16 protein-coding genes are annotated in these 20,053 nt (G+C 62.3%); 9 read left to right on the top strand and 7 right to left on the bottom strand.

The annotated features are described in order from the left end of the window. Positions 1–154 precede the first annotated feature (154 nt). The 4 genes from DM813_RS14000 to DM813_RS13985 all read left to right on the top strand — a co-directional run bounded on the left by DM813_RS14000 (position 155) and on the right by DM813_RS13985 (position 7,495). On the top strand, positions 155–1,306 hold the full coding sequence (locus DM813_RS14000; RefSeq protein ID WP_128323988.1) for an efflux RND transporter periplasmic adaptor subunit: 1,152 nt from the start codon (positions 155–157) through the stop codon (positions 1,304–1,306). 3 nt (positions 1,307–1,309) lie between these two features. Continuing rightward, positions 1,310–4,465, top strand: a complete 3,156-nt coding sequence (locus tag DM813_RS13995) for an efflux RND transporter permease subunit (RefSeq protein ID WP_128323987.1) — start codon at positions 1,310–1,312, stop codon at positions 4,463–4,465. After that, a complete protein-coding gene (locus DM813_RS13990; RefSeq protein ID WP_128323986.1) occupies positions 4,462–5,916 on the top strand; it encodes an AdeC/AdeK/OprM family multidrug efflux complex outer membrane factor in 1,455 nt (484 codons plus the stop codon). The genes DM813_RS13995 and DM813_RS13990 overlap by 4 nt, the downstream gene beginning before the upstream one ends. A 325-nt stretch (positions 5,917–6,241) precedes the next feature. Beyond that, positions 6,242–7,495: an OprD family porin gene (locus DM813_RS13985; RefSeq protein ID WP_128323985.1), complete on the top strand. Its 1,254-nt coding sequence runs from the start codon at positions 6,242–6,244 to the stop codon at positions 7,493–7,495. Positions 7,496–7,530: 35 nt separating this feature from the next. On the opposite strand, the gene DM813_RS13980 is transcribed toward DM813_RS13985, so the two are convergent. Beyond that, positions 7,531–8,430 (bottom strand): TauD/TfdA dioxygenase family protein, encoded by a 900-nt coding sequence (locus tag DM813_RS13980; RefSeq protein ID WP_128323984.1) that lies wholly within the window; start codon positions 8,428–8,430, stop codon positions 7,531–7,533. Between the two features lie 181 nt (positions 8,431–8,611). Between DM813_RS13980 and DM813_RS13975 the strand changes: the two genes are divergently transcribed. Further along, the gene (locus tag DM813_RS13975) at positions 8,612–9,538 is read left to right on the top strand and encodes a LysR family transcriptional regulator (RefSeq protein ID WP_128323983.1); all 927 of its coding nucleotides are present in this window, start codon (positions 8,612–8,614) and stop codon (positions 9,536–9,538) included. Here the strand turns inward: DM813_RS13975 and DM813_RS13970 are convergent. Then, the gene (locus DM813_RS13970; RefSeq protein WP_128323982.1) at positions 9,495–10,541 is read right to left on the bottom strand and encodes an ABC transporter substrate-binding protein; all 1,047 of its coding nucleotides are present in this window, start codon (positions 10,539–10,541) and stop codon (positions 9,495–9,497) included. The two genes, DM813_RS13975 and DM813_RS13970, sit on opposite strands and share 44 nt — an antisense overlap. 276 nt (positions 10,542–10,817) lie before the next feature. On the opposite strand from DM813_RS13970, the gene DM813_RS13965 reads away from it, so the two are divergent. The 3 genes from DM813_RS13965 to DM813_RS13955 are packed head-to-tail and all read left to right on the top strand — an operon-like array spanning position 10,818 to position 14,845. Then, a complete protein-coding gene (locus tag DM813_RS13965) occupies positions 10,818–12,413 on the top strand; it encodes an ABC transporter permease (RefSeq protein WP_128323981.1) in 1,596 nt (531 codons plus the stop codon). After that, on the top strand, positions 12,410–13,234 hold the full coding sequence (locus DM813_RS13960; protein WP_128323980.1) for an ABC transporter ATP-binding protein: 825 nt from the start codon (positions 12,410–12,412) through the stop codon (positions 13,232–13,234). Before DM813_RS13965 ends, DM813_RS13960 begins: the two co-directional genes overlap by 4 nt. Before the next feature lie 9 nt (positions 13,235–13,243). Then, the gene (locus tag DM813_RS13955) at positions 13,244–14,845 is read left to right on the top strand and encodes an arylsulfatase (protein WP_128323979.1); all 1,602 of its coding nucleotides are present in this window, start codon (positions 13,244–13,246) and stop codon (positions 14,843–14,845) included. Here the strand turns inward: DM813_RS13955 and DM813_RS13950 are convergent. After that, complete coding sequence (locus DM813_RS13950; protein WP_128323978.1) at positions 14,817–15,524, bottom strand: Crp/Fnr family transcriptional regulator; 708 nt, start codon at positions 15,522–15,524, stop codon at positions 14,817–14,819. The genes DM813_RS13955 and DM813_RS13950 overlap by 29 nt on opposite strands. A gap of 90 nt (positions 15,525–15,614) precedes the next feature. Between DM813_RS13950 and DM813_RS13945 the strand changes: the two genes are divergently transcribed. Next, positions 15,615–16,139: a DUF962 domain-containing protein gene (locus DM813_RS13945; protein WP_128323977.1), complete on the top strand. Its 525-nt coding sequence runs from the start codon at positions 15,615–15,617 to the stop codon at positions 16,137–16,139. Positions 16,140–16,150: 11 nt separating this feature from the next. Here DM813_RS13945 and pcaC read toward each other — a convergent pair whose 3' ends face one another. The 4 genes from pcaC to DM813_RS13925 are packed head-to-tail and all read right to left on the bottom strand — an operon-like array spanning position 16,151 to position 20,029. After that, complete coding sequence (gene pcaC, locus DM813_RS13940; RefSeq protein WP_128323976.1) at positions 16,151–16,543, bottom strand: 4-carboxymuconolactone decarboxylase; 393 nt, start codon at positions 16,541–16,543, stop codon at positions 16,151–16,153. 10 nt (positions 16,544–16,553) lie between these two features. After that, the gene (pcaD, locus tag DM813_RS13935) at positions 16,554–17,345 is read right to left on the bottom strand and encodes a 3-oxoadipate enol-lactonase (protein WP_128323975.1); all 792 of its coding nucleotides are present in this window, start codon (positions 17,343–17,345) and stop codon (positions 16,554–16,556) included. Positions 17,346–17,355: 10 nt separating this feature from the next. Next, positions 17,356–18,720 carry a 3-carboxy-cis,cis-muconate cycloisomerase gene (locus tag DM813_RS13930; RefSeq protein ID WP_128323974.1) on the bottom strand — a complete coding sequence of 455 codons (1,365 nt, stop codon included), beginning with the start codon at positions 18,718–18,720 and terminating at the stop codon, positions 17,356–17,358. 19 nt (positions 18,721–18,739) lie between these two features. After that, positions 18,740–20,029, bottom strand: coding sequence for an MFS family transporter (locus DM813_RS13925; RefSeq protein WP_128323973.1), 1,290 nt, complete (start codon positions 20,027–20,029; stop codon positions 18,740–18,742). Positions 20,030–20,053 lie beyond the last annotated feature (24 nt).

Below are 20,053 nucleotides of genomic sequence, written 5' to 3'. Positions count from 1 at the left end.
AGCGGCCTGAGGCATCGTCAGCAAGGTATTTACAAACAACCATGAATGTAAGTATATTCCTTAGCAAGCTATTTATCCACTCGACAGAATTTTTTCTTAAACACCCTTTCCACTATTCTTGAGCGTCTTCAGCTCTTGCGACCCGAGGATCTTCATGCAATTCAAGCCAGCTGTTACCGCTCTGGTATCCGCCGTCGCCCTGGCAACACTGCTCAGTGGCTGTAAAAAGGAAGAGGCTGCGCCCGTTGCGCAAGCGCCTCAGGTCGGCGTCGTAACCCTGAAAACTCAAGCCTATACCCTCACCTCCGACCTGCCGGGGCGGACCACGGCCTACCGCATTGCTGAAGTTCGCCCACAGGTCAACGGCATCATTCTCAAGCGTCTGTTCAAGGAAGGTACCGAGGTCAAGGAAGGCCAGCAGCTGTACCAGATCGACCCGTCGGTGTACGAGGCGACCCTGGCCAGCGCCCAGGCCAACCTGCAATCGACCCGTTCGCTATCCGAACGCTACAAGCAGCTGGTTGCCGAACAGGCTGTAAGCCGTCAGGAATACGACGACGCGCAAGCCAAACGTTTGCAGGCTGAAGCCGCGCTGCGCAGCGCCCAGATCGACCTGCGCTACACCAAGGTGCTGGCCCCGCTGAGCGGCCGTATCGGTCGTTCCGCGGTCACCGAAGGCGCCCTGGTCAACAATGGCCAGGCCGACGCCATGGCCGTCATCCAGCAACTGGACCCGATCTACGTCGACGTCACCCAGTCTTCGGCCGAGCTGCTCAAGCTGCGCCGTGAACTGGAAAGCGGCCAGCTGCAGAAGGTCGGTGACAACGCCGCCAAGGTCACCCTGACCCTGGAAGACGGCAGCACCTACCGCCAGGAAGGTCGCCTGGAATTCTCCGAAGTGTCGGTTGACCCGACCACAGGTTCGGTGACCCTGCGCGCTGTGTTCCCCAACCCCGAACACAACCTGCTGCCGGGCATGTTCGTCCACGCGCGCCTGAAGGCCGGCGTCAACGACCAGGCCATCCTGGTGCCGCAGCAAGGCGTGACCCGCGACCTCAAGGGTCAGCCGACTGCACTGATCGTCAACCAGGAAAACAAGGTCGAGCTGCGCCAGCTCAAGGCCAGCCGGACCGTTGGCAGCGAGTGGCTGATCCAGGAAGGCCTCAACGCCGGTGACCGCGTGATCACCGAAGGCCTGCAGTACGTCAAACCGGGTGTCGAGGTGAAGGTCAGCGAAGCCACCAACGTCAAGCCTGCCCAGACCACCCAGGCCAATGCAACGAATGCAGGGGCCAAAGGGGAGTAAACCATGTCGAGATTTTTTATCGATCGCCCGATTTTTGCCTGGGTGATCGCCTTGGTGATCATGTTGGTCGGCGCGTTGTCGATCCTCAAGTTGCCAATCAACCAGTACCCGAGCATTGCGCCACCGGCCATCGCCATCGCCGTAACCTATCCGGGCGCCTCGGCGCAGACCGTACAGGACACTGTGGTTCAGGTGATCGAGCAACAGCTCAACGGTATCGATAACCTGCGTTATGTCTCGTCGGAAAGTAACTCCGACGGCACCATGACCATTACCGCGACCTTCGAGCAGGGCACCAACCCCGATACCGCACAGGTCCAGGTCCAGAACAAGCTGAACCTGGCGACCCCGTTGCTGCCGCAAGAAGTACAGCAACAGGGTATTCGCGTTACCAAGGCGGTGAAGAACTTCCTGCTGGTAATCGGCCTGGTGTCTGAAGACGGCAGCATGACCAAGGACGACCTGGCCAACTACATCGTCTCCAACATGCAGGACCCGATCTCGCGGACAGCCGGTGTCGGTGACTTCCAGGTGTTCGGTGCCCAGTATGCGATGCGTATCTGGCTCGACCCGGCCAAGCTCAACAAGTACCAGCTGACCCCCGTCGACGTGCGCACTGCCGTGGCCGCACAGAACGTGCAGATTTCCTCTGGCCAGCTCGGCGGCCTGCCGGCCCTGCCTGGCACGCAGCTGAACGCCACGATCATCGGCAAGACCCGCCTGCAGACCGCCGAGCAGTTCGAGAAGATCCTGCTCAAGGTCAACCGCGATGGCTCGCAGGTACGCCTGAGCGATGTCGCCAAGGTCAGCCTGGGCGGTGAAAACTATGCCGTCAGCGCGCAGTTCAACGGCAAGCCGGCTTCGGGTCTGGCGGTCAAGCTGGCGACCGGTGCCAACGCCCTGGACACTGCCAAGGCACTGCGCAAGACCATCAGCGACCTCGAGCCGTTCTTCCCGGAAGGCATGAAGGCGGTGTTCCCGTATGACACCACGCCAGTGGTGACCGAATCGATCAGCGGGGTAATCCACACCCTGATCGAAGCGATCGTGCTGGTGTTCCTGGTGATGTACCTGTTCCTGCAAAACTTCCGCGCAACCATCATCACCACGATGACGGTACCGGTGGTATTGCTCGGTACCTTCGGCATCCTCGCCGCCGCCGGCTTCAGCATCAACACCCTGACCATGTTCGGCATGGTACTGGCCATCGGTCTATTGGTGGACGATGCCATCGTCGTGGTGGAGAACGTCGAGCGGGTAATGGCCGAAGAAGGCCTGTCACCCAAGGAAGCCACCAAGAAGTCCATGGGCCAGATCCAGGGCGCACTGGTGGGTATCGCCATGGTGCTCTCGGCAGTACTGCTGCCAATGGCATTCTTCAGCGGCTCGACCGGGGTGATCTACAAGCAGTTCTCGATCACCATCGTTTCGGCCATGGCACTGTCGGTACTGGTCGCGCTGATCTTCACCCCGGCCCTGTGCGCAACCATGCTCAAGGCAATTCCAAAGGGTGAACATCACGTTCCCAAACGCGGTTTCTTCGGCTGGTTCAACCGTAACTTCGATCGCAGCGTACAGAGCTACGAGCGCGGTGTGGGCAACATGTTGCGGCACAAGGCGCCGTACCTGCTGGCCTACCTGTTGATCGTGGTCGGCATGATCTGGCTGTTCACCCGCATCCCTACCGCGTTCCTCCCGGAAGAAGACCAGGGCGTACTGTTTGCCCAGGTACAGACACCGGCCGGCTCCAGTGCCGAGCGGACCCAGGTGGTGATCGACGAGATGCGCAGCTACCTGCTGGACAAGGAAGCCGACACCGTCGCTTCGGTGTTCACCGTTAACGGCTTCAACTTCGCCGGTCGCGGCCAGAGCTCGGGTATGGCCTTCATCATGCTCAAGCCATGGGAAGAGCGTTCTGCCGAGAACAACGTGTTCAACCTGGCCGCCCGCGCCCAGCAGCACTTCTTCACCTTCCGTGACGCGATGGTGTTCGCCTTCGCCCCGCCTGCGGTACTGGAGCTGGGTAACGCCACCGGTTTCGACGTGTTCCTGCAAGACCGTTCCGGTGTCGGTCACGACAAGCTGATGGAAGCGCGCAACCAGTTCCTTGGTATGGCCGCGCAGAGCAAGATCCTCTCGGCGGTGCGTCCGAACGGCCTGAACGATGAACCGCAATACCAGCTGACCGTCGACGACGAGCGCGCCAGTGCCTTGGGCGTGACCATTGCCGACATCAACAACACCCTGTCGATTGCCCTGGGTGCCAGCTACGTCAACGACTTCATCGACCGCGGTCGGGTGAAGAAGGTCTACATCCAGGGTGAGTCCGCTTCGCGCATGAGCCCTGAAGACCTGCAGAAGTGGTACGTGCGCAACGCCGCTGGCGAGATGGTGCCGTTCTCCTCCTTCGCCAAAGGCGAGTGGATCTACGGTGCACCGAAGCTTGCGCGTTACAACGGTGTGGAAGCCATGGAGATCCTCGGTGCGCCAGCCCCTGGCTACAGTACCGGTGAGGCCATGCTCGAGGTTGAACGTATCGCGGCGCAACTGCCCAAGGGTATCGGTTACTCCTGGACCGGTCTGTCGTACGAGGAGCGCCTGTCGGGCTCCCAGGCCCCTGCCCTGTACGCGCTGTCGCTATTGATGGTGTTCCTGTGCCTGGCGGCGCTGTATGAAAGCTGGTCGATTCCGATCGCGGTCATGCTCGTGGTGCCGCTCGGGATCATCGGTGCGCTGTTGGCCACCAGCCTGCGCGGCCTGTCCAACGACGTGTACTTCCAGGTCGGTCTGTTGACCACCATCGGCTTGGCGGCGAAGAACGCGATCCTGATCGTTGAATTCGCCAAGGAACTGCACGAGCAGGGCCGCAGCCTGGTCGATGCGGCCATCGAAGCCTGCCGGATGCGCTTGCGGCCGATCATCATGACCTCGCTGGCGTTCATCCTCGGCGTGGTACCGTTGGCTACCTCTACCGGTGCAGGCTCGGGCAGCCAGCACGCCATCGGTACCGGGGTAATCGGCGGGATGTTGACTGCCACCGTACTGGCGATTTTCTGGGTACCCCTGTTCTTCGTTACCGTGTCGTCGATGTTCACCGGCAAAAAAGCCGAAGAAGAAGACGCCACCCCTGCCACTCCACGCAATGAGGCTGGGCAATGAGTAAGTCCCTGTTGTCCCTGGCGATCACCGCTTTCATGTTGGGCGGTTGCTCGCTGATCCCTGACTACCAGACCCCGGAATCGCCGGTGGCCGCGCAGTGGCCGCAAGGCCCTGCCTACTCGCCGACCGAGTCGGCGCAAGTGGCCGCTGCCGAACAAGGCTGGCGTCAGTTTTTCCATGACCCGGCGCTGCAGCAACTGATCCAGACCTCGCTGGTCAACAACCGCGACCTGAAGGTCGCGGCGCTGAACATCGATGCCTACCGGGCGCAGTACCGCATCCAGCGGGCCGATCTGTTCCCGGCGGTCAGCGCCACCGGTAGCGGCAATCGTCAGCGTTTGCCGGCGGACATGTCGCAGTCCGGTGAAGCGGGTATCACCAGCACCTACTCGGCCACCCTTGGCGTGAGTGCCTACGAACTCGACCTGTTCGGTCGTGTGCGCAGCCTCACCGAGCAGCAACTGGAAATCTACCTGTCCAGTGAAGAAGCGCGGCGCTCGACCCAGATCGCCCTGGTGGCCAGCGTGGCCAACGCCTACTTCACCTGGCAGGCCGATCAGGACCTGCTCAAGCTCACCGAAGACACCCTCAAGACCTACGAGCAGAGCTACGCATTGACCTTGCGCAGCAATGAAGTGGGAGTGGCTTCGGCCCTGGACCTGAGCCAGGCGCGCACATCGGTAGAAGGTGCGCGGGTCAAGTTGGCCCAGTACCAGCGCCTGGTTGCCCAGGACCAGAACAGCCTGGCTGTGCTGCTCGGCACCGGCATTCCGGCCAACCTGCCGGCGGCCAAGGACCTCGACAGCGACCTGCTCGCCGAGGTACCGGCAGGCCTGCCGTCCGACGTGCTGCATCGCCGTCCGGACATCCAGGAAGCCGAGCACCTGCTCAAAGCTGCCAACGCCAACATCGGCGCCGCCCGGGCTGCGTTCTTCCCGAGCATCAGCCTGACCGCCAACGCCGGCACCATCAGCCCGGACATGAGCGGGCTGTTCAACGGCGGTTCCGGTACCTGGTTGTTCCAGCCGCAGATCAACCTGCCGATCTTCAACGCCGGAGCGCTGCGCGCCAGCCTCGACTACTCGAAGATCCAGAAGGACATCAACGTCGCCAAGTACGAGAAAACCATCCAGACCGCCTTCCAGGAAGTCTCCGATGGCCTCGCGGCGCGCAAGACCTTCAACGAGCAGTTGCAAGCCCAGCGTGATCTGGTGTCTGCCAACCAGGACTACTACCGCCTGGCCGAGCGTCGCTACCGCATCGGTGTCGACAGCAACCTGACGTTCCTGGATGCCCAGCGTCAGCTGTTCAACAGCCAGCAGTCGCTGATCACCGACCGGCTGTCGCAGCTGGTGAGTGAGGTCAACCTGTACAAAGCCCTCGGTGGCGGCTGGTACGAACAGACTGGTCAGGCCCAGCAGCAGGCGGCGGTTGAGTCGCCAAAAAGCTGAGTAGCCGTTGAGTGACCAGAGCCCACCCTTGCGGTGGGCTTTTTATTCGCCATGCACACACGCTGTAGGAGCGGATTTATCCGCGATGGACTTCACCGCAGTTCATCGCGGATAAATCCGCTCCTACAAAATCAAAAGTAACTAACCAGTTAGTGTTCGGTTATCGCCCAGTACCGCTTGTAACGAATTGATTCCCCCTCCCCGCCACCGCACCATCCTTTCGCAGCTTCTTCATGCCGCACCCAAAGATCGCTACCCGGCCTGTGACCTCAACACGTCACAGCGGACGGTTTCGGCTTACATAAAAACAAGAGACATAGCGAAGATGACCACACCTCCCACCGCACGACACCTGCTTCCCGGCCTGCTGGCCATGGCTTGCGCCTTGCCCGCCGTAGCAACTGAAGGCGGCTTTATCGAAGACGCCAAAGCCAGCCTCAACCTGCGCAACTTCTACATCAACCGTAACTTCGTCGACCCGGCCTACCCGCAAAGCAAAGGCGAAGAATGGACCCAAAGCTTCATTCTCGATGCACGCTCGGGGTTCACTCAGGGCGTTGTCGGTTTCGGCGTCGATGTACTGGGGCTGTATTCGGTCAAGCTGGATGGCGGCAAAGGCACCGCCGGCACCCACCTGTTGCCGGTGCATGACGATGGCCGCCCTGCCGATGACTTTGGTCGCCTGGGTGTGGCCCTCAAGGCCAAGGTCTCCAACACCGAACTGAAAATGGGCGAGTGGATGCCGGTACTGCCGATCCTGCGCTCGGACGATGGCCGCTCGTTGCCGCAAACGTTCCGCGGCGGGCAGATCACTTCCCAGGAAATCGCCGGCCTGACCCTGTACGCCGGCCAGTTCCGTGGCAACAGCCCGCGCAACGACGCGAGCATGGAAGACATGTCGATGAACGGCAAGGCGGCCTTTACCTCCGACCGTTTCAATTTTGTCGGTGGCGAGTACAGCTTCAACGACAAACGTACGCTGATCGGCCTGTGGAATGCCGAGCTCAAAGACATCTACAGCCAGCAGTACATCAACCTGGTACACAGCCAGCCTCTGGGCGACTGGACCCTGGGCGCCAACCTCGGCTACTTTTTCGGCAAGGAAGATGGCGCCGAACGGGCCGGTGAGCTGGACAACCGCACCGCGTCTGCCCTGCTGTCGGCCAAGTACGGGAGCAACACCTTCTACGTCGGCCTGCAGAAAGTCAGTGGTGACGATGCCTGGATGCGGGTCAACGGCACCAGTGGCGGCTCGCTGGCCAACGACAGCTACAACTCCAGCTTCGACAATGCCAAGGAACGCTCCTGGCAAGTGCGCCACGACTTCAACTTTGCCGGTGTCGGTATCCCCGGCCTGACCCTGATGAACCGCTACATCAGCGGTGACAATGTGCACACCGCAACGGTCAGCGATGGCGAAGAATGGGCACGTGAATCGGAGCTGGCCTACGTGATCCAGTCCGGCACGCTGAAGAACCTGTCGGTGAAATGGCGCAACTCGACCATGCGCCGCGACTACAGTACCAACGCCTTCGATGAGAACCGTCTGATCATCAGTTACCCGATCAGCATTCTCTGAGCCCGGGCGGCGACCCAGGGTCGCCGCCCTGCCGTTTATGCCCCGCGGGTGGTGCGGCTGCGCTGGCCGTTGATGCCGACCGGCACATCGCCCTGCAAGGTTACCCGACGCACAACCCGGTTCTGCGTGCCGTAATCATCGACGGCATAGTGCTGGGTGCCACGGTTGTCCCAGATCGCCACGTCACCCGCCTGCCAGCGCCAGCGCACGGTATTTTCCAGGCGCGTGACATGGCTCTGCAGCAGGTTGAACAGGTGGCTGGAGTCAAACTGCGAATAGCCCTTGAGGCGTTTGACGAAGTGGCCGAGCAACAGGTGCTTTTCGCCGCTGACCGGGTGTACGCGCACCACCGGATGCTCGGTTTCATACACTGTCGAGGTGAAGATACGACGGTAGCTTTCCTGCTGCTCGGCGGTGACATTCGGCTTGGCGGCCGCATAGTCGTATTCGTTGCTGTGGACTGCCCAGAGCTTGTCGGCCAGGGCCTGCAGTTCGGCCGGGAGGTCCTGGTAGGCCGTCGCCGTGTTGGCCCAGACCGTGTCGCCACCCGACGCCGGCGCGACCACCGAGCGCAGGATCGATGCCTTCGGGTAAGCCTCGACGAAGGTCACATCGGTATGCCAGGAGTTGGCCCGACGCTCGCCATCCAGTTCCAGCAGAAAGCGCGTGCCTTCGCGAACCGGCACTGTGGGGTGGGCAATCGGCTCACCCAGCAGGTGCGCAAATGCTTCCTGGCCCTGGTCGTCGAGGTGATGCTGGGCGCGGAAGAAGATCACCTTGTGCTCCACCAGCGCGGCCTGGATGGCCTCGATCACGGCAGGCTCAAGGTCGGCACTCAACTGGACCCCGCGAATCTCGGCACCGATGCGTCCGGCCACCGGATGGATGTCCAGCACGTGGTTGCTCGGTGCTACGGCGTGTGCGGCATTGCTCATGTGACGACCCTCATCTGGCTGCTCTGGGAAAATGCCGATAAAACACTGGCGCTATCTATATGCAAATAAGCTCTAACAGATATTCAAGTGCTTCATTGACGGAATAAGAGCTTGCATTTAAAACCTGAGGCTTCGTGGCGGCAAATACCTTCGCCGTATTTTTGGAATGCCGGGAAAGCATATGGATCTTCGCCAACTGCGTTACTTCATCGCCCTTACTGAACACCGCAGTTTTGTCCGCGCGGCAGACGCCATGGGCATTACCCAACCGGCTTTCAGCCGGAGTATCCAGGGCCTGGAACAGGAGTTCGGGTGCGTGCTGGTCGACCGTGGCAACAAGGAGTTGCGCCCCACCCCGGAAGGCCAGGTGGTGCTACAGCACGCCTTGCGCCTAGTGCAAGGCGCCGCGCAGTTGAGTAGCGAAGTGCTGCAGATGACCAAGCTCGATGCCGGCGAGCTGCATTTCGGCTGCGGGCCGGCGCCGGCAGTGCAGTTGGTGCCGCGGGCGCTGGCGCAATTCCTTCAGGCTTACCCCAAGGTACACACCCGCCTCGAAGTGGATAACTGGGAGAAACTCAGTCGGGCCTTGAACCGCGAAGAGATCGAGTTCTTCATCGCCGACATCCGTCAGTTCGAAGCAGACCCGAACTTTCACACTGTGCCCCTGAACCAGCGTCGCGGTCTGTTTTTCTGCCGTCCGGGGCATCCGTTGCTGGCCAAGGAAAGCCTGTCGACAAACGACATGTTCGACTACCCGCTGGCGACCACACTGATTCCACCGGGCGTACGCAAACTGCTGGCCAACCTCAGCGGCAAAACCGACTTCACCCCGCAGTTGCTCACTGAGCACCTGCCGACGCTGCTGCACCGAGTGCTGGCCAGCGATGCCATTGGCATCGGCACCGAAGAAGCCTTTGCCGAGGATATTCGCCAAGGGCGCCTGGTACGGCTGCACTGGCGCAACCTGCCGGCTAACCTCGACAGCCTCAATGCCCGCTGCGGCATCGTCAGCCGCAGCGGGTTTCGCCTGTCACCGGCGGCGCGGGCGATGATCGATACCCTGATCAGCCTCGATCAGCAGCCAGCGCTGCAGGTGCTGGCCGGGTAGCCTGAGGCGCCAGCCACTGGCTGACCTTGAACGGCTTGCGGATCAGCCGTTGCTCGGCAGCCAGGTCCACCGAGGCCTGGAGCTGATCGAGGAACGGCTGGTCGAGGCTTGAGCGAAACGTCTGCCCCAGTACCTCGTCCTGCAAGTCACGCTGGAGGATCACCGGTGGGTAGCTGGCCAGTTCCGAGACCAGTTCGATATAGGCCGTTTTGTTGTTTTCATCGCTCAACCACTGCACCGCCTGCTGCTGCGTCTCGAGCAGACGTTGCACCAGCTCGGGGTGAGCATCGACAAACGCACCCGCGCCCACCAGCACCGCCTGAATACTGCCCACGCCGCCCAGGTCACGGGTGTTCAGCGGCAACTCGGCCAAACCGCGTTCCTGCAGCGCATTCAGGCCCGACAGGCCCCAGGTGGCATCGATCTGCCGGGCGGCCAGCGCGGCCACGGCGGCACTGAAGTCGAGGTTGATCACTTTCAGGTCTTTCTCGCTCAGCCCCTGGCTGGCCAGGGCTGCGTCAAACGACAACTGGCTGGCGGTGCCGCGAAAGATCGCCACGCGTTTGCCTTTCAGGTCTTGCAAGGTCTTGATGCCGCTACCAGGGACCACACCGAGGTAATGCTTGATGCCGCGCCCCGTGGCCGCCAGCAAGCGCGTGTCCACGCCATTGGCCTTGCCGATGATGGCAGCCAGATCACCCAGGTACGCGAAGTCGACCTGGCCGTTGGCAAAAGCTTCGTTGATCACCGGGCCTGCGCCCTTGAAGTAGTTCCACTGGATCTTGATGCCGTCGGCCGCAAAGGCTTTTTCCAGTAGCTGCTGGTTACGCAGTACATCGCTGACGCCGCCACCGGAGTTCTTCGTGCCCGCGCTCAGGTCGGGCACGGCGATACGAATCTCACGGACCTCGACCGCCTGGGCCAGCGGCGGCAGCCAGCCCACCACAGCGGCCAGGGCGGGGGCGGCAAACAGGCTGAAAACACGATTGATCGACAGGTTCATGGCGCGACTCCTTGTAATGGTGCCGCCACGCTAACCACATCGCTTACCAGCAAATAAATACTATTAAATTACATTTTAATAATCAAAAGGAATAAACGAGGCAGTACGGGCCTTTGCGAAGCTCATGCAGACGACACAAGAAAAATATGCTTCGAATGCATTGGATACACGGCCCCATGCCTGTTTTAAATGCGCTCTCTTATGAGCTATTCGAATTTATTTTCAGTTAAATAGACTCAAAAGGAATATATAAATACCCATTCACGGAGCTTCGCCATGGCCCGAGCCTCACTTTCCAGCCCGTCCCTGGCCCCGCCCGGTCAACGCCTGCGCCCCTTCATCAGCGCCTATCGAGGGCACCTGAGTGCCTGGTACCTGCCCTTCGGCCTGGCGCTGTTGTGGTGGCTGGCCAGTCGCAACCTGTGGATGAGCGAACAGATCCTGCCGGCGCCCGTCGTGGTCTGGCAAAGCGCACAGGAGCTGGCCGGGGGCGAACTGTGGTCACACCTGGCGATCAGCCTGCAACGCTTGCTGATCGGCCTGCTGGTCGGTGTTGGCAGCGGCGCCGTGCTGGGTGCCTGGCTGGGCGTCAGCCGGCGCGCCGAACGCCTGGTGCTACCCACCTTCAATGCGCTGGCGCAAATCCCGACGCTGGCCTGGGTGCCGTTGTTCATGGTGCTGTTCGGTATCGGCGAAGTGCTCAAGCTGGTGGTATTGGTCAAAGCCATCATTGTTCCGGTCACCCTGCACACCCTGGTCGGCGTGCGGGATGCGCAACCGCGCCTGCGTGAAGCGGCGGCAGTGCTCAAGCTGCCGCGACACCTGTTGATCACCCGGCTGATCCTGCCCGCTGCCCTGCCCGCCTTCATGGCCGGTGTGCGCCTGGCGCTGGCCACGGGATGGTCTTCACTGCTGGCGGTCGAGTTGCTCGCCTCCAGTGAGGGCATTGGCTACCTGATGGTCTGGGCCCGCCAGCTGTTCATGCTCGATATCGTGTTTGTCTGCATCGCCGTCATCGGCCTGCTCGGTTTTGCCATGGACCGCGGCCTGGGCTGGCTGGAGCGGCGCCTGGTGCACTGGCCGCATCCAGCCGGCGCCGAATTGCGGGTTCAGCGCCTGCAGGGTGTCGAGTACCTGCAGGCCTTGCTGTTGCCGCTGGCCCTGGTGATCGTCTGGCAACTGGCGAACCAGTTGCAGTGGGTCGACGCAACCATCCTCGTGGCCCCCAGGCAGGTGCTGGTCACCGCCTGGGATGGCCTGCTCGACGGCTCACTGACCTCGGCGCTGGCCGTCAGTGTCGGTCGGGCGCTGGGCGGCCTGTTGCTGGGCGGCGGCCTGGGCTTTGCGCTGGGGTTGTGGCTAGGCCTGTCGCGCCCGGCCGAACGTCTACTTGGACCGACTCTTGCCGGCCTGCGCCAGATCGCCATCTTCGCCTGGGTACCGCTGCTTACGGCCTGGTTCGGCCTGGGCGAGTTGACCAAATGGGTATTTGTCGGGCTGGCCGCGTTCTTCCCGCTGTTCATTGCCACGCAGCGCAGCGTCGCCAACCGCTCCGCACAACTGGAAGAAGCCGCTCGGGTCCTGCACCTGAATCTGCTCCAGCGTCTGCTGCGCCTGGTGCTTCCCGGCGCAGCACCGGGGATATTCGCCGGGCTGCGCATCGGCCTCATCTATGCCTGGCTCGGCACCATCGGCGCCGAGTACTTCATGCCCTCCGGTGGTGGCATCGGCAGCTTGATGATCGGCGCCCAGCAACTGCTGCGCATGGACCTGATCATGGCCGCGATGCTCCTGGTCGGCCTCACCGGCGCACTGCTGGGCGCCCTCGGACAATACATCGAAGCGCGTGCCACGCGCTGGAGACGAGCATGAACGCAATCGCCCATCCTTTGGTCAGCTTCAACCAGATCAGCAAGCACTTTGCGGTGGCCGGCGGTGAGCTGGAAGCCATTCGCGACTTCAACCTGCAAATCGCCGATGGCGAGTTCGTTGCCATTGTCGGCGCCAGTGGATGTGGTAAATCCACCCTGCTGCGCCTGCTGATCGGCCTCGACAACGATTACCAGGGACAGATCCTGATCGACGGCAAGCCGCTGACCGGCATCGGCAGTGAGCGCGGCATCGTGTTTCAGGAACACCGCCTGTTCCCCTGGCTGACGGTTCACGACAACATCGCCCTGGGCCTGGTCAACGAGCCCTTGTCGGCGCAGCAACGCGAACAGCGCATCGCCGACTACATCGCCCTGGTCGGCTTGCAGGACTTCAGCCAGGCCTACCCGCATCAGCTTTCCGGTGGCATGGCGCAGCGCGTGGCGATTGCCCGCGGCCTGGTGTCGAGCCCGCGCATCCTGTTGCTCGACGAGCCGTTCGGCGCCCTCGACGCCCTGACCCGCCAGCAGATGCAGGACGAACTGCTGGCGATCCGCGCGCGTGCACGCATCACCACCTTGCTGGTGACCCACGACGTCGAAGAGGCGCTGTTTCTTGCTGACCGCGTGGTGGTCCTGGAGCCACGCCCCGGGCGTATCAAACGCATCCAGCGCATCGACCTGGCGCACCCGCGCCAGCGTGCCAGCCACAGTTTCCACCGCTTGCGCGAGGCCTTGCTGCACGAGCTGACCGCCGACGACCGTTACCTGCCGGCGGCCCCCGAACAGATCCATAACCTGCCCTTGTCCTACCTTGCCTATTGAGAGCTGACCATGAGCCAACGCCCCAACTTTCTGGTCATCGTTGCCGATGACCTGGGATTCTCTGACCTCGGCGCCTTCGGCGGCGAAATCAGCACGCCAAACCTGGATGCCCTGGCCACTGCCGGCCTGCGCCTGACCGACTTTCACACCGCACCCACCTGCTCGCCGACGCGTTCGATGCTGCTGACCGGCACCGACCACCACATTGCCGGTATCGGCACCATGGCCGAAGCGCTGACTCCAGACCTCATCGGCAAACCCGGTTACGAGGGCTACCTCAACGACCGCGTGGTAGCGCTGCCGGAACTGCTGCGCGAGGCGGGTTACCAAACGCTGATGAGCGGCAAATGGCACCTGGGCCTGAAAGCCGAACTGGCACCCCATGCCCGCGGTTTCGAGCGCTCGTTCGCCCTGTTGCCCGGCGCGGCCAACCATTACGGTTTCGAGCCGACCTATGACGAGCAGACCCCGCGCCTGCTCAAGTCGACGCCGGCGCTGTACATCGAAGACCAGACCTTTGTCGAGGAACTGCCTGAGGGCTTCTACTCCTCCGACGCCTTTGGCGACAAGTTGCTGCAGTACCTCAAAGAACGCGACCAGAGCCGCCCGTTCTTCGCCTACCTGCCCTTCTCTGCCCCGCACTGGCCGTTGCAGGCGCCGGCCGAAGTGGTCGCACGTTACAAGGGCCGTTACGACGCAGGCCCGGAAGTGTTGCGTCAGGAGCGCCTGGAAAAACTGCGCGCACTTGGCCTGATCGCCGCCGACACCCGTGCCCACCCGGTCGACAACCACTGGGCCAGCCTCAGCGACGAGCAGCGCCAGCGCTCGGCACGGTCCATGGAGGTTTACGCCGCTATGGTCGAGCGCATGGACTGGAACATCGGGCGCGTGCTGGACTACCTGCGCAACCAGGGGCAACTGGACAACACCCTGGTGCTGTTCATGTCCGACAACGGCGCCGAAGGTGCACTACTCGAAGCCTTCCCCAAGTTCGGCCCACACCTGGCCAGTTACCTGGACCAGCACTACGACAACAGCTTGGACAACATCGGCCGAGCCAACTCCTACGTCTGGTATGGCCCGCAGTGGGCCCAGGCGGCCACCGCACCGTCGCGCCTGTTCAAGGCCTTTACCAGCGAAGGCGGCATTCGCGTGCCGGCACTGGTGCACTACCCGGCGCTCAGCCGCCAGGGGCAGATCAGCCATCAGTTCAGCACGGTGATGGACATCACCCCGACCCTGCTCGACCTTGCCGGTGTGCGCCATCCCGGCACCCGCTGGCGCGGGCGCGACGTCGCCGCCCTGCGTGGCAAGTCGTGGCTGGGTTACCTGTCGGGCGAAACCGAGCAGGTGCACGATGAAAACACCGTGACCGGCTGGGAGCTGTTCGGCCGCCGGGCAATTCGCCAGGGGCAATGGAAAGCCGTGTACATCCCCGGCCCGGTGGGCCCGGCAACCTGGCAGCTGTACGACCTGGCCAACGATCCCGGCGAGATCGACGACCTGGCCCTGGCACAACCGGCCAAGCTCACTGCATTGCTTGGTGAATGGCAGAAGTACGTTGAGGAAACCGGGGTGATCCTCAGCGAGTCACCGTTTCAGCCGGACTAGTCAACGCCTGCAGTCGGGCGGGATCGAGAATCTCGATCTCGCCATAGCCCAGGCGCAGCGCCCCTTCCTGCTGCAGCGACTTGAGGATCTGGTTGGTGGTCTGCCGAGACAGCGACAGCATCAGCGCCAGTTGCTCCTGCGACAGCTGCAACACCCACCGGCTGCCGTCCACTTCGCCGTAGCCGGCGGCGATCTGCAGCAGCCGGTGGGCGACCCGCGGGGCCGCTGCCAACAGGCTTTGCTGTTCCAGTTCGATGAACACCCAGCGCAGTTTCTGACTCATCAGCAAAGCAAAGTCTCGCCAATGCTCAGGGTGTTGCCTCAGCAATGCCAACAGCGCTGCCTGGGGCACCCAGATCAAACTGACGGAACCTTCTGCCTGGGCATCGTGGGTGCGTGGCTGGCCGTCGAACAGGCTGATCTCGCCAAACCATTGCGGCGCCTGCACCAATGTCAGCAGCGCCTCTTTGCCGTCCCGGCTGACCGCACCGACGCGCATGGCTCCGCTCACTACCGCATACAGACCGCACGGCGCATCGCCGCGCTGGAACAGGTACTGCCCGGATGCCAGCTCACGCAGCCGGGCAACGTCCAGCAGACTATCCTGAAGCGATAACGGTAACTGCTTGAACCAGTGGCCCTGGAGCAACGTCTCGCGCCAGATGGGATCACGCTTCATAACGCCTCTGAGGTCAACTCTGTCGCCTAGCCGACAGACAGCCAAAATGTCTGCAGGGCATGCTCAGGCCACCCTACAGGAGGAACAATAATGAAAAACCTGGTCGAACACCTGAGTCAATACGCAGCCTACCACCGTGACCCGCGCAACATTGCCACCCACTTCGTCGGCATCCCGATGATCGTGGTCGCGGTCACCGTGTTGCTGTCCCGCCCGGGGCTGGAACTGGCCGGAGTGTGGTTGTCACCGGCATTGCTGGCGGCGTTGGTATCGGCCTGGTTCTACCTGCGCCTGGATCTGCGCTTCGGCTTGATCATGGGGCTGCTACTGGGCATGTGCCTGTGGCTCGGCCAGGTGCTGGCGCTGCAGAGCACGATGGTCTGGTTGAGTGCCGGTCTGGGCTTGTTCGTGGTCGGCTGGGTGATCCAGTTTGTCGGTCACCACTATGAAGGGCGCAAACCGGCGTTTGTCGACGATATCAGCGGTTTGATCATCGGACCGCTGTTTGTGGTGGCGGAACTGGCGTTCCTGTTGGGCCTGTGCCCGGAATTGAAACTGGCCATCGAGCGCAATGCCGGACCCGTAGCGATCCGGCAGAAGAATGCGGCTATCTGAGTGGCTCGCGCCTACGCCCGCGATTCGACGCCCAGCTCGTCCCAGACCGACTCGGCCAGATGGAACGTCGCATTGGCCGCCGGAATACCGCAGTAGATCGCACTCTGCATCAGCACTTCCTTGATCTCCTCGCGCGTCACGCCATTGTTGGCGGCGGCGCGCAAGTGCAGCTTGAGTTCTTCATTGCGGTTCATGCCGATCAGCATGGCGATGGTGATCAGGCTGCGGGTGTGCCGCGGCAGGCCCGGACGGGTCCAGATATCACCCCAGGCGTGACGGGTGATCATTTCCTGAAACTCGCTGTTGAACGCGGTCAGGTTGCTCAGGCTGCGGTCGACATGGGTATCGCCGAGCACCGCCCGGCGCACCTTCATGCCCTCTTCGTAACGTTGCTTTTCGTCCACGACAGGTTCCTCAGCGAGCCAGCAGAAAATCGATGACGCGGCGGCTGAACGGCTCGCCGACTTCAACGTTGGACAAATGCGCCGCATGGAACTCGGCGTATTCGGCACCGACCACATGCTCCTGGATGAACAGGCTGCCCGAAGGTGGCGTCACGGCATCTTCGGTGCCGGCAATGGCCAGCAGCGGTACACGGATTTCACCCAGCTGATCACGGAAGTCGGCATCGCGCACGGCGCCGCAGTTAGCGGCATAGCCTTCAGGCGAGGTGGCGGCGAGCATGTCGGTGATGCGCTTGGCCTGCTCCGGATGCGCTGCGGCGTAAGCCGGGGTGAACCAGCGGGCGATGGACGCATCGCGCAGGCCGGTCATGGCTTGCTGGCGATCACGCAGGACCATTTCGATACGCGGGTTCCACACCTCGGGGTTGCCGATCTTGGCTGCGGTGTTGCAGACGATCAGGCGGTTCAGGCGCTCACCGGCATTGATGCCCAGCCACTGGCCGATCAGGCCACCCATGGACAGACCGCAAAAATGTGCGCGTTCGATGTTCAGGGCATCCAGCAGCGCCAGCACGTCCTGGCCCAGTTGCTCGATGCTGTATGGGCCTTCGGTTACCAGCGAACCGCCATGACCACGGGTGTCGTAGCGCAATACCCGAAAGTGCGCGGCAAAGGCCGGTACCTGGGTATCCCACATGTGCAGGTCGGTACCCAGGGAGTTGGACAGCACCAGCACTGGCGCATGCTCAGGCCCGTCGAGTTGATAGTTCAGTGCGCCATCGGCGAGTTGTACCTGTGCCACAGCAGCCTCCTCAGGCATTGAATTGGTGGTGTTCTGCCAGCGCACGCTCGACCCAGACACGTGCCTGGCCGAGGTAATGCGCGGGATCAAGCAGACGATCGAGTTCGTCTGCCGAAAGTTCGGCGCTCACTTGCGGGTCATCGCCGAGTACGGCGCGCAAGTGGCGTTGTTCAGCCACTGCCCGTTTGCAGCAGGTTTCCAGCAAATGATGGGCGGTGTCGCGGCCCAGGCGCTGCGCAAGGACGATGCTCACCGCCTCGGCCAGCACCAGGCCCTGGGTCAGGTCGAGGTTGTAGCGCATGCGCGCTGCGTCTATCTGCAGGCCATCGGCGATGATCCGCGCCTGGTGCAAGGCACCCGAGACCAGGCAGCAGATCTCCGGCAGGGTTTCCCACTCGGCGTGCCACAGCCCGAGGCTGCGTTCATGCTCCTGCGGCATGGCGGCAAACAGTGTCGATACCAGCCCCGGCACCCGCGTTGCCGCACCGATCAATACCGCCGCCCCCACCGGGTTACGCTTGTGCGGCATGGTCGACGAACCACCCTTGCCCGGCGCTGCGGGCTCGAACACTTCGCCCGCCTCGGTCTGCATCAGCAGGCTGATATCACGCCCCATCTTGCCGAGGCTGCCGGCGATCAGGCCAAGCACCGCGGCAAACTCCACCAGGCGATCGCGCTGGGTGTGCCAGGGTTGCTCCGGCAGTTGCAGGTCCAGTTGCCGGGCCAGCGCTTCGGCGACCGGCAAAGCCTTGTCGCCGAGTGCGGCCAGGGTGCCGGAAGCACCGCCAAATTGCAGGGTCAGCAAGCGTGGCTTGAGTTCTTGCAGGCGCTGGCGATGGCGGGTCAAAGCACCGAGCCAACCCGCGATCTTCATGCCCAGGGTGACCGGCGTTGCATGCTGCAGCCAGGTGCGCCCGGCCAGCGGCGTGTCGGCATGGGCACGGGCCTGAACGGCCAGGGATTCGGCCAGTTGCTGCAGATCGGCTTCGATCAGGTTCAAGGCCGCGCGCAGTTGCAGGACCAGGCCGGTGTCCATCGCATCCTGGCTGGTAGCCCCCAGGTGCACGTAACGCTCGGCCTCGGGTACGCCGCTGGCGATCACCTTGCCCAGCGCCTTGACCAGTGGAATCGCCGAATTGCCGGCAATGCCGATGGCCTCGGCCAATGCCGCAAAGTCGTAGCGCTCGGCCTGGCAAGCCAGCTCGATAGGTGCCACGGCGACCTGAGGAATCACCCCAACAGCCGCCTCGGCACGGGCCAGGGCCGCTTCGAAATCAAGCATGCCCTGGATCCGGCCACGGTCGGAAAACACTTCACGCATGGCTTGCGCGGTGAAGTAGGCATCGAACAACTGATTGCCCGGTCGCGGGTTCATCTACACGTCCTTCAACAGGTCAATGATCGTGGTGCAGGTAAGCGGCCTGCTTGGGCAGGCGCAAGCTGAACAGGAAGGCAATCGCCATCATGGCGGTAACGTACCAGTAAAAGGTGCTTTCCATGCCCATGGATTTCAGCCCCAGCGCCACGTACTCGGCCGAACCGCCAAAGATCGCGTTGGCCACGGCGTAGGCCAGGCCCACACCCAGCGCACGCACCTGCGGCGGGAACATCTCGGCTTTGACCAGGCCGCTGATCGAGGTATAGAAACTGACGATGCACAAGGCCAGGGTAATCAGCACGAAGGCCAAGAACGGGCTGGTGACCGTTTTCAGTGCCATCAGGATCGGCACGGTGAATACGGTACCCAGGGCGCCGAACAACAGCATCGAATTACGCCGGCCAATGCGGTCGGAGAGCATGCCGAACAGCGGCTGCATGCACATGTACAGGAACAGCGCGCCGGTCATGATGAAGCTCGCCGTCTTGGCACTCATGCCTGCCGTGTTGACCAGGTACTTCTGCATGTAGGTGGTGAAGGTGTAGAAAATCAGCGAGCCGCCGGCGGTGTACCCCAGCACGGTGATAAAAGCTGCCGTATGGTGGCGGAACAAACCGGCGATGCTGCCAGCCTCTTTGTCGTTACGGGTTTCGGCACTGCTGGTTTCCTCCAGCGAACGACGCAGGAACAGCGAAATCAACGCTGCAATCGCACCCACCACAAAAGGAATACGCCAGCCCCAGGCGCGCAGTTCATCTTCTGTCAGGATCTGCTGCAGAATCACCACCACCAGCACGGCCAGCAACTGGCCGCCGATCAGGGTCACGTACTGGAAAGAGGCGAAGAAGCCGCGTTGACCACGCAGCGCCACTTCACTCATGTAGGTCGCGGTGGTGCCGTATTCGCCACCCACCGACAGGCCCTGGAACAGGCGCGCCAGCAACAGCAGTGCCGGGGCCCAGGCGCCAATCGTGGCGTAGGTGGGCAGGCAGGCGATCACCAGCGATCCGGCGCACATCATCAGCACCGAGATCATCATTGAATTCTTGCGGCCATGACGGTCGGCAACCCGGCCAAACAGCCAGCCACCGATCGGACGCATCAAAAAGCCAGCCGCGAACACCCCGGCAGTGTTGAGCAATTGCACCGTGGGGTCGTCGGAGGGGAAAAACGCCGGAGCAAAGTAGATGGCGCAGAAGGCATAGACGTAAAAGTCGAACCATTCGACCAGGTTGCCCGAGGAGGCGCCGACGATGGCGAAAATGCGCTTACTGCGCTCCTCACCGGTGTAATAGGCTGATGTCATGACAGTTCACTCTTGGAGGGTAGT

It is taken from the genome of Pseudomonas alkylphenolica, from assembly GCF_004025535.1.
GTDB lineage: Bacteria > Pseudomonadota > Gammaproteobacteria > Pseudomonadales > Pseudomonadaceae > Aquipseudomonas > Aquipseudomonas alkylphenolica_A.
This window is presented reverse-complemented; position numbering and strand designations above follow the sequence as displayed.